The sequence below is a fragment of the Cellulomonas sp. genome (genome assembly GCF_036279715.1).
In the GTDB taxonomy this organism is placed as follows: domain Bacteria; phylum Actinomycetota; class Actinomycetes; order Actinomycetales; family Cellulomonadaceae; genus Cellulomonas_A.
In genome coordinates, this window is sequence record NZ_DASUIR010000156.1 from 1 (window position 1) to 8,830 (window position 8,830).

7 protein-coding genes are annotated in these 8,830 nt (G+C 71.3%); all 7 read right to left on the reverse strand.

Annotation, left to right across the window (positions count from 1 at the left end; translation table 11 throughout):
- On the reverse strand, positions 1-275 hold a 275-nt coding region (locus VFW79_RS14620), incomplete at its 3' end, for an ATP-binding cassette domain-containing protein (protein ID WP_329678025.1).
- A 206-nt stretch (positions 276-481) separates the two neighbouring features.
- On the reverse strand, positions 482-955 hold the full coding sequence (locus VFW79_RS14625) for a hypothetical protein (RefSeq protein ID WP_329678026.1): 474 nt from the start codon (positions 953-955) through the stop codon (positions 482-484).
- A 93-nt stretch (positions 956-1,048) separates the two neighbouring features.
- The gene (locus VFW79_RS14630) at positions 1,049-2,275 is read right to left on the reverse strand and encodes an ABC transporter permease (protein WP_329678027.1); all 1,227 of its coding nucleotides are present in this window, start codon (positions 2,273-2,275) and stop codon (positions 1,049-1,051) included.
- 3 nt (positions 2,276-2,278) lie between these two features.
- Positions 2,279-3,157, reverse strand: a complete 879-nt coding sequence (locus VFW79_RS14635; protein WP_329678031.1) for an ATP-binding cassette domain-containing protein — start codon at positions 3,155-3,157, stop codon at positions 2,279-2,281.
- 73 nt (positions 3,158-3,230) lie between these two features.
- Positions 3,231-4,910, reverse strand: coding sequence for an ABC transporter permease (locus tag VFW79_RS14640; RefSeq protein WP_329678028.1), 1,680 nt, complete (start codon positions 4,908-4,910; stop codon positions 3,231-3,233).
- Positions 4,907-5,836, reverse strand: a complete 930-nt coding sequence (locus tag VFW79_RS14645) for an ABC transporter ATP-binding protein (protein WP_329678029.1) — start codon at positions 5,834-5,836, stop codon at positions 4,907-4,909. The genes VFW79_RS14640 and VFW79_RS14645 overlap by 4 nt, the downstream gene beginning before the upstream one ends.
- 237 nt (positions 5,837-6,073) lie before the next feature.
- A partial coding sequence (locus tag VFW79_RS14650) for a hypothetical protein (RefSeq protein ID WP_329678030.1) occupies positions 6,074-8,830 on the reverse strand: 2,757 nt, incomplete at its 5' end.

Sequence of the window (8,830 nt, forward strand, 5' to 3'; positions counted from 1 at the left end):
TTGGCGCCGACCTCGCTCGGCCCCATCGACCGACCGGCGACCGTGACTGTCCCGCCATGAGCAGGGATCAGGCCGGCGACGATGGAGATCGTCGTGGTCTTGCCCGCGCCGTTCGGTCCGAGCAGCCCGTAGGTCTCGCCCGGGTCGATGTGGAAGGACACGCCGTCGACGGCGGTCAGGTCCCCGTAGCGACGTACGAGGTCGCGCGCGACGAGCACGTGCCCGCGCGGAGGAGCCAGCAGGGATGCGCTCTGGGCTGCCGCCTCGGTGCTCACGTTCCGCCCGTCCGTCGTCGACTGGTGTCTGGGTGCCGGGTCAGTCTGGCACAGGACGTGCCCCGTTCTCAGGGGCTTTGCACCAGATTCCGACCGGGCTCCGGCGGGGTCCACGGGCGCTGGATCCGCTCGCACGCGCTCTGCCGCTGCCGATGGGGTGCGGGGGCTCGCGGCCCGCCCGTGACGCCCGCGCCGTCGTCGTGCGCTCAGACGGCGCCCCTGGGCCGGGCGCTGCCGCCGCCGATCGAGGGATGGCCCGCGTGCGCGACGAGGCGCACCAGCTCCACCACGATCGAGATGGCCGACCCGACGACGGCGACGACGAGGACCCAGCGCGCGACGGTCGCCCAGTCGAACGCGTACGGCGAGAAGTCGAACGGGAACACCTGGAGCGTTCGCAGCGAGGCGACGATGCTGACCACCGCCACCGCGATCTGACCGAGGGACCTGAACCACGCGGCGTCGACGACGACGTACAGCAGGTTGGCCGCGGCGCCCACGAGGAACGACAGGTTGATCAGCGGGAGCACGTCGGTCATGCGCTCGGTGAGGAACGGCACCTCGCGCCAGCCCGGGCGCTCGTTCACGAGGTACAGCAGGATCGCGTTGACGACGAACCCGACGAGGTAGCCGACCTTCCGGGCCGCGGGCGACGCACCGTTGGGGCGCTGGGATGTCATCGCGCCTCCCTTCACCGACTCCACGCTCGCAGTCGGTGGAATTGTCGAGGAAGTGCCAAAGGTCCCGGTCCGAGAGGTGCGGTCCGGCCTGAGTCAGGCGCGGCGTCTGGGGCGCATGACGCTGCTCAGCGACAGCTTCTTCGAGTACTCGATCGAGCCGTAGCGGAACAGGTAGACCGCGAGCCGCAGCGCGACGAACCCGAGCCCGAACAGCTCGACGATGACGATGCCGGACTCCGCCAGCGTGAGGGTCCCGAAGCCGTTGCGGAGCATCGCGGTGACGGCCGCCGTGTACGGGAAGAACGTGAAGACCTGGACGATCACCGCGTGGGGGTCGCTGACGATCACGCTCACGACGTAGAACGGGACGAAGATCATGATCATCAGCGGGGCGAAGTAGGTGCCCGCCTCCTTGACCGTCGGGACCATCGCGCCGATCGCGACCAGCGTGCCGGTGAACAGGACGAACCCGCCGACGAGCAGCAGGAGCCCGACGATCATCGGCTGCGGCTCGAGGACCAGGTGGGACAGGTCGACGTCGGGCAGGTTGAGGTTCGACCGGAAGAAGACGTAGCCGACCACCACGGGCACCGCGAAGGTCAGCATCTGCACCAGGCCGACCATGAACAGCGAGATGACCTTCCCCACGATCAGCGTCGTGGGGTTCATGGTCGTGAGGATCATCTCCGTGACCCGGTTCTCCTTCTCCTCCAGCGTGCTGTTGAGCATCTGGTTCCCCAGCATGACGATGCTGAGGTAGAAGGCCACCAGGAAGAGCAGCGGCGGGATGACGGTGTCCAGACCGCCGGAGACCTGGCCGTCCTTGTACGTCAGAGCCGTGATCTTGACGTCGCCCTGCGCCATCGCGGTGAGCGCGGGCGAGCCGATCTTCTGCTGCGCGCCCGTGACGAGGATCTGCCGGGCGACGGCGTCGTACTTGCCGTTCTCGAAGATGCCCCGGTCGACCCCGTACACCTGGACGGGCTGCGTCGCCGGGTCGGCCGGGTAGGCGAAGTACGCGTCGACCGTGCCGTTCTTCACGTCGACGACTGCCTGGTCCCCGTTGGCCGCCTTCGTCCCGCCGAACGCCGCGGCGACCGTATCGGTGACCAGGCCGGACTCGTCGGTGTAGGTGAACGCGAGCTGCGCGTTCTTCTGCGCCTTGGCGCTCTGGTCGGTGCTCGAGTTGCTGGCGAACACGAGCGTGAACACCGCCACGAGGACGATCGGGATGGCGAGGGCAGCGGCCCAGAACCGCCGCTTCGTCACGACCCGGAGGAACTCGAAGCCGACGACGGTGCCGAGATTGTGCTGCGCCACGGCTCAGACCCCCGCTCGGTCGTTCTGGCTGCCGTAGATCCGCAGGAAGATCTCCTCGAGGGAGGTCCGGACCGGCGTGAAGCTGCGCACCGTCACCCCCGTCGCGACGAGCTCGTGCAGGATCTCGGCCAGGTCCACACCCGCGCGCGGCGCGAGGACGGCGGCGCCGTCGTCGGTGGAGATCACGTCGAACAGGTCCGACGTGGGGAGCGCACCGGTGCAGGCGACGCGGATGACGGTCCCGCCGTACTGGTCCTGCACGTCCTCGACCGTCCCGTACGCCTCGGCGGTGCCGTCCTTGAGCAGGACGACGCGGTCGCAGAGGCGCTCCACCTCGTCCATCTGGTGGGTCACCATGATGACGGTCGCGCCCGCGCGCTTCTGCTCCTCGATGATGTCCATGAGCAGCCGGCGGTTGACCGGGTCGAAACCCTGCGTCGGCTCGTCGAGGATGAGCAGCTCGGGGTCGTTCATGATCGTCACGCCGAGCTGGATCTTCTGCTGCTGGCCGCCGGACAGCTTGTCCAGCCGCGTCGTGGCCTTGTCCGCCAGGGCGACCCGCTCGAGGTAGGTCCGCGACCAGGCGGCGGCTGCTTCCCGGCTCAGTCCCTTGAGCCGGCCGAAGTACACCATGACGTCCAGGACGGGCTCCTTCTTGTAGAGCCCGCGCTCCTCGGGCAGGTAGCCGAGCCGGGCCCCGTCGCGCGGCTCGAAGACCTTCCCGTCGATGTGCAGGACACCGGCGGTGGGTTGGTAGATCCCGAGCAGCGCCCGGAGCGTGGTCGTCTTGCCCGAGCCGTTGCTCCCCAGGAACCCGAACGTCTCGCCCGCGCGCACGTCGAACGAGAGGTCGCGGATCACCGTCTGGCTCCCGAAGTCCATCCGGAAGTTCCTGATGTGCACCAGCGGCTCAGCCACCGAGCTCCCCCTGCTCACGTCGTCGGCCCGACCGGCCTCACGAACCACGGCCGAGCCTAGCGACGGGACGCGACGCCGTGGCCCGTTCGCGGATCGACTTGGCCCTCGGTTCGAGGTTGACCCAGCTGAACCGCCACGCCACGACGACGAGCCCCGCGACGGTCCACGCGAGCATCACGCCCAGGTGGTCCCACGACAGTCCCGAGCCGACGACGTCGGTCGCCGTCGCCAGCGACATCGCCCGGGTGGCGTGGCGCAGCGGGAACACCCACGCGAGGCGGTCGAGGAGCGGCGGGAACGTCACGCCGACGACGAACACGTCGGAGATGAAGCAGAGCGGCAGGAGCGTGCCGAGCGTGACTCCGACGACGGCCTCCGCGGACCGGATCAGCGACATGACGGCGAGGCCCAGCACCGCGAAGCAGGCGGTGGCGACCACGAACGTCAGCAGCGCCGCGGGCCACGCCGGCGGGACGCCGACCCCGTACATCAGCCCGGCGACCAGGTAGATGACCGCCAGCGTGAGCAGGGCGACCACGAGGGTCCCGGCGACCCGGCCGGCCAGCAGGGCCCACATCGGGACGGGTGCGGCGTGCTGCCGCTTGAGCACCCCACGGTCGCGCGCCTCGGCGAGGCCTTGCGGCATGTTGACGTACGCCGTGACTGCCGCGCCGTAGACCGCCATCGTCGCGGCGAAGAACGCGCCGAGCGTCTGCCCGTTGGCGAGCACGCCGCCCCCACCGCCGTAGACGGTCGGGATGATCGCCACGAGGAGGACGGGGAAGACGACCGCGAAGAACACCGACGACGCGTCCCGCCACAGCACCGTGCTGGTGTGCCCGACCTGACCGCCCAGCACCGTGAGGCCCGACGGGGACACGGTCCGGCGTGGCACGGCGTCCGCCGCCGGCGCTCGGCGACCTCGCGAACGCGCTGTCGTCGACACGCGGGACCCCTCACGCCGCATGCCCCACGCGGCCGCGACCGCACCCGCGACACCCCATGCCGCGATCGCCGCGAGGTGGTCCGGCTGGAAGCCGTTGCCGGTGAGGTACGGGTTGAGGGCGTCGGCGAAGACGTTCACCAGGTGCTTGAGCGGGAAGAGCCAGCCGAGGGTCGACATCCACCCCGGGGTGGTCCCGCCGAACACGAAGATGTCCGAGAAGAACGAGATCGGGATGACGATCCCGTTGGTGACCGCGAGGGTCGCCTGCGGGGTCGGGAGCAGGACGGCCGCCGCGAGCCCGAGGGCACTGAACGACACGGCCGAGACCACGAGGGTGACGACCACGGCGGCCAGGGTGCGTGCGAACAGCTGGACGTCGTAGAAGACGACCCCCACGCCGAGCACGAGCGTGGTGGCGATCAGACCCAGCAGCAGCGCAGCACCGATCCGACCGCCGAGCAGCGCCCAGCGCGGCAGCGGTGTGCCGTTCTGGCGCTTGAGCACCCCGGTGCTGCGCGCCTCGGCGAACCCCACGGCGAGGAACGAGAACGTGGCCATGACCACCCCGAACGACGCGAAGCCGGGGGCGACGAACTGCGCGAGCCGCACGCCGGACCGCGCGTCGAGGGTCTCGTTGCCGATCAGGGAGGCGATCAGGACGAAGAACAGCAGCGGGAAGCCGACGCTCAGGATCATGGTGATCGGCGTGCGCCACAGGCTCGTCAGCTCGTGGCGCACCTGACGCCCGAGGACTCCCGCGTCGCTGCTCATGACCCGACCTGGGCTTCCTCCTCCGACCCCGGCTCCTCGACGAGGTCGAGGTACACGTCCTCGAGGCTGGGCCGGGCGAGCGTCAGGCCCTCGAGCTCGATGCCGCGACCGACCGCCCACGCCGCGAGCCGGTTGACGTCCGCGGTCGCCGTCCGGGTGCGTACCTCGACGACGCTGCCCGCGAGGCGGACGTCCTCACCGATGGTCGGCAGGTCGTGGGTCTCGGACCCCGCCGGCAGCCGGAACGTGATCACGGTTGCGAGGCCCGACGACGACGCGAGCTCCTCGGGCGTGCCCTGCGCGACGATCCGGCCGTGGTCGATGACGACGACCCGGTCCGCCAGGTGCTGGGCCTCGTCGAGGTAGTGCGTCGTGAGCAGGATCGTCGCGCCCAGGTCACGGAGCCGGTCGACCAGGTCCCACGCCTTGCGGCGCGCCGACGGGTCGAAGCCGGTGGTCGGCTCGTCGAGGAACAGCATCTCGGGGCCGCCGACGATGCCCAGCGCGAGGTCGAGCCGTCGCCGCTGACCGCCTGAGAGCGTCCGGACCCGGTCGTCGGCCTTCTCCTCGAGGCCGACGAGCCGGATCACGTCGTCCACCGCGCGCGGGTGCGGGTAGTAGCCCGCGTGCAGCCGGATGAGCTCGCGCGGGCTGAACTGCTCCTCGAAGCCCGCCTCCTGGAGCACGACGCCGATCCGTTCCCGGAACGCCCGCCCGCCGGTCTGCGGGTCCATGCCCAGCACCGAGACCGTGCCCGCATCTGGCTTGCGGTAGCCCTCGAGGATCTCGACCGTGGTCGTCTTGCCGGCGCCGTTCGGCCCGAGCAGGGCGATCACCTCGCCGGCCTCGATCGTCAGGTCCAGCCCGTCCACCGCGGCGAGAGCGCCATAGCTCTTGCGCAGCCGCTCGACGACGACCGTCGCCATCGGGTCACTCCTCCCGGTCCGGCAGCCGCGGCCGTACGGCGGTGTCGCGCGGGCGCAGCAGCTGCCCTAGCGTCTGTTCTACCGCTCCGCGGGGTCCCGCGACAGCGCTCCCGCCCCGACGACTGGTGCCGCCGGGGCAGTCGCTGGTCAGCGCGCGGGCGGCTCGTCCTGCCCGGACTCCTCGGCCGCGTCGGCCTCCGCCTTCGTCGCGCGCACGGCACCCTCGGCGCCGCCCGCTCAGGCCACCGGGATGTCGACCGTGACGCGGACCACGTCACCGAGCCGCTGGAACACGCGCGCGCTCAGGTCGGCGTCGAGGCTCCCCCCGGTCAGAACCACCTGCGTCCCGTCCGCCCGGTCGACCCGGGCCTCGCTCCGGACGCTGCGGCGGTAGACGACGGGCACCTGACAGAACGTGAACGCGAGCCAGCCGGCATCGAGCTCGATCGACTGCGGCCGCCCCGCGACGTCGAGGTACCGGAAGGTCTCAGGTCGCGTCGTCCACTCCTGCGGACGCAGGAGCACCGGCCGGAACGCGATCCGGCCGTGCTCGACGCGCAGGCCGAGCTCGCCGAGCCGGGTCAGCACCTCCTCCTTGACCTGGCCGGTCATGCCCGGCTGGCGTGCGCCGCGGCCCGCCGGGGTGTGCGAGTAGGGGTCGACGGGGAACGCGCCGTAGACCTCGGGGGCCTTGGAGTACCCGAGCCCGATCCGGACGTCCTCGTAGGCGTCGCGCAGGCGGTCCACGACGGTGGCGTCGGCACCCTCGGCGACCGCCCGCTCCACGTTCTCCTGGACCGCGAGCAGCAGCTTGGAGACCATGTGCCAGTAGATGCTGCCGAGTCCCTCGTACGCGAAGAACGACCCCGACCGGCCCGTGAACTCGGCGTGCTGGAAGACGTCCTCGAAGACCGCCAGCAGGGCCGCACGCCCGCGCTCGACGACCTCGGGCGCGATGACGTCGGCCGGGATCGCCGCGAGCGCCGCGGTCACGTCCCCCGCGTTGTGGATGTCGGGGGCGAAGCGGAAGCTGCCCGTGACGTCCGGCAGGACGATCGAGGTGTCTCCCGCCCGCACGAGCTCGCCGACGAGCGGGACCCCTGCAGCCCGGTCGGCGCGCAGGAGGTTGCGCTCGAGGAACCGGGGCAGGGTCTTGTCCGGGTAGAGCATGTAGCTGTGCTGGTCAGAGCGGTACAGGGCGCTCCGGCGCAGCCCATGCAGCAGGCCGAGACACTCGTGCGGGCCGAGCAGTCCGGACGACAGGATCGCGACCTGGCCCTCGAGCATCACCTGGAGCCGTCCGATCCCGGCCGTCCCCTGGCGCAGCTCGAGCAGGTTGTACGAGTGGAACAGCGCGTCGGCCCGACGGTTGGCCCGGAGCCCTGAGTCGACGTACTGCTCGGCCAGGTCGAGGAACGCCCGGACCGTCCCGGCGTCGACCGTCGCCCGGCGACCGCGGAAGCCCGCGTAGACCCGCGTGCGGTACGCCGTCCCGGCGGCACCGAGCGCGTCCATCACGGACCTGCGGGACGCGTCGTCGAACCCGGTGACGACGCCACCTGCGTGCCCGGCGAGCGCCGCGTGCACGTCCGCGAGCAGGTCGCGCAGCTCGGCGGTCAGCGACACGTCCTCGGTCAGCAGGTCGCGGACGACTCCCAGGTAGCGGCGCACGTACGCCAGCGTCACGACCGAGAGCCCGCGCCCGACGAGCGCGTTGTTCGCGTCGTTCCACTCGGGGCGCTGGGTGTTCATCCAGATCCCGCCGTCGGGGACCAGGTTGACGAGCTTCGCCAGGACGAGGAGCAGCAGCTTCTCCCCGAGCGTCACCCGCACGAGCTCGCCGTCTGCGCCGTGCACGAGCTTGCCGTCGGCGCCCTCGACCGCGACGCGGCGCGCGATGACCGCGGCCGCCGCCTCGTCGAACGTGATCGTCTCGCCCGGGTCGATGAGCGTCTGGTCGTACGACGCGATCCGGTACGGCACGTCGCCGTGCGTGAGCACGGGCCGGTTGACGAGCCCGGCGAGCACGCCGGGGTGGAACCGCTCGGAGGTCTCGATGAGCTTGAGCAGGTAGACGATCTGGTGGTCGCTCCAGTAACCGATGTTGGACCACGGGTTGCCCGGCTCCGGGACCTCCCAGTCAATGCCGGTCCGGGAGATCCGGTACGGGTTGTAGCCGTCGGCGGTGCTCGCGTCGAGGAACACCGCGACCATCGACTCGACGTACTCGGGGAACGACCAGGCGAGCGCCTCCCAGTTCTGGAAGATGTCGCGCCAGTTGCCCTGGAAGTCGACCTTCAGCTTGCCGCGCTCGTCGTGCAGGGCGATCCGGAACACGTTCCAGGGCCGGCTCGGGTCGCCGTGCCGGCGGCTGAACGTGAGCGGCAGGTACTCGCGGGCCAGGCGCCACAGGTCCGGGTCGCCGTCGCGCTCAGCGAGAGCGACGAGCGCGTCGACCGGGAGGCGGTCCGGCAGGCCGGCGAGCACGCCCGCACAGCGGTTCGCCGTGCGCGGGCTGCGCTGCGCGACGAACAGGCGGAAGTCCGCGGCCTCGACCGCGTACCCGTCGGCGGGCACGCCGCCGCGCATCGAGTTGAAGAGCACGTTGGCGCTGTGGTGCGCGGCGGCGAGCTCGTCGCCGGTCAGCTGGGCGGCGTCGGACGTCGCGATCAGGGCCTCGAGGTCGGTGCGGGTGCGGTCGATGTCCGCGGCGAGCCGCGCCGCGACTCCGGCAGGGGCGGCCAGCTCGGTCTGCAGCGCGACGACCTGCGCCGCATCGAGGTCGGCGTCGGCCACGACGCTCCACCGCTGCTGCTCACCCGCGCCCAGCACGACCTGCGAGCGCACGAGGTACGCACCCCGCTCCCCCCGCAGCTCGGTGTCCGGCGTGACCCGCGCGCCGGCGGCGAACGCCCGGTCCTGACTGTCGGACAGCAGGTGGTCGACCCGACCGAGGCCGACGTGCCAGGCCACGTTGGCGCGCAGCGACTCGCT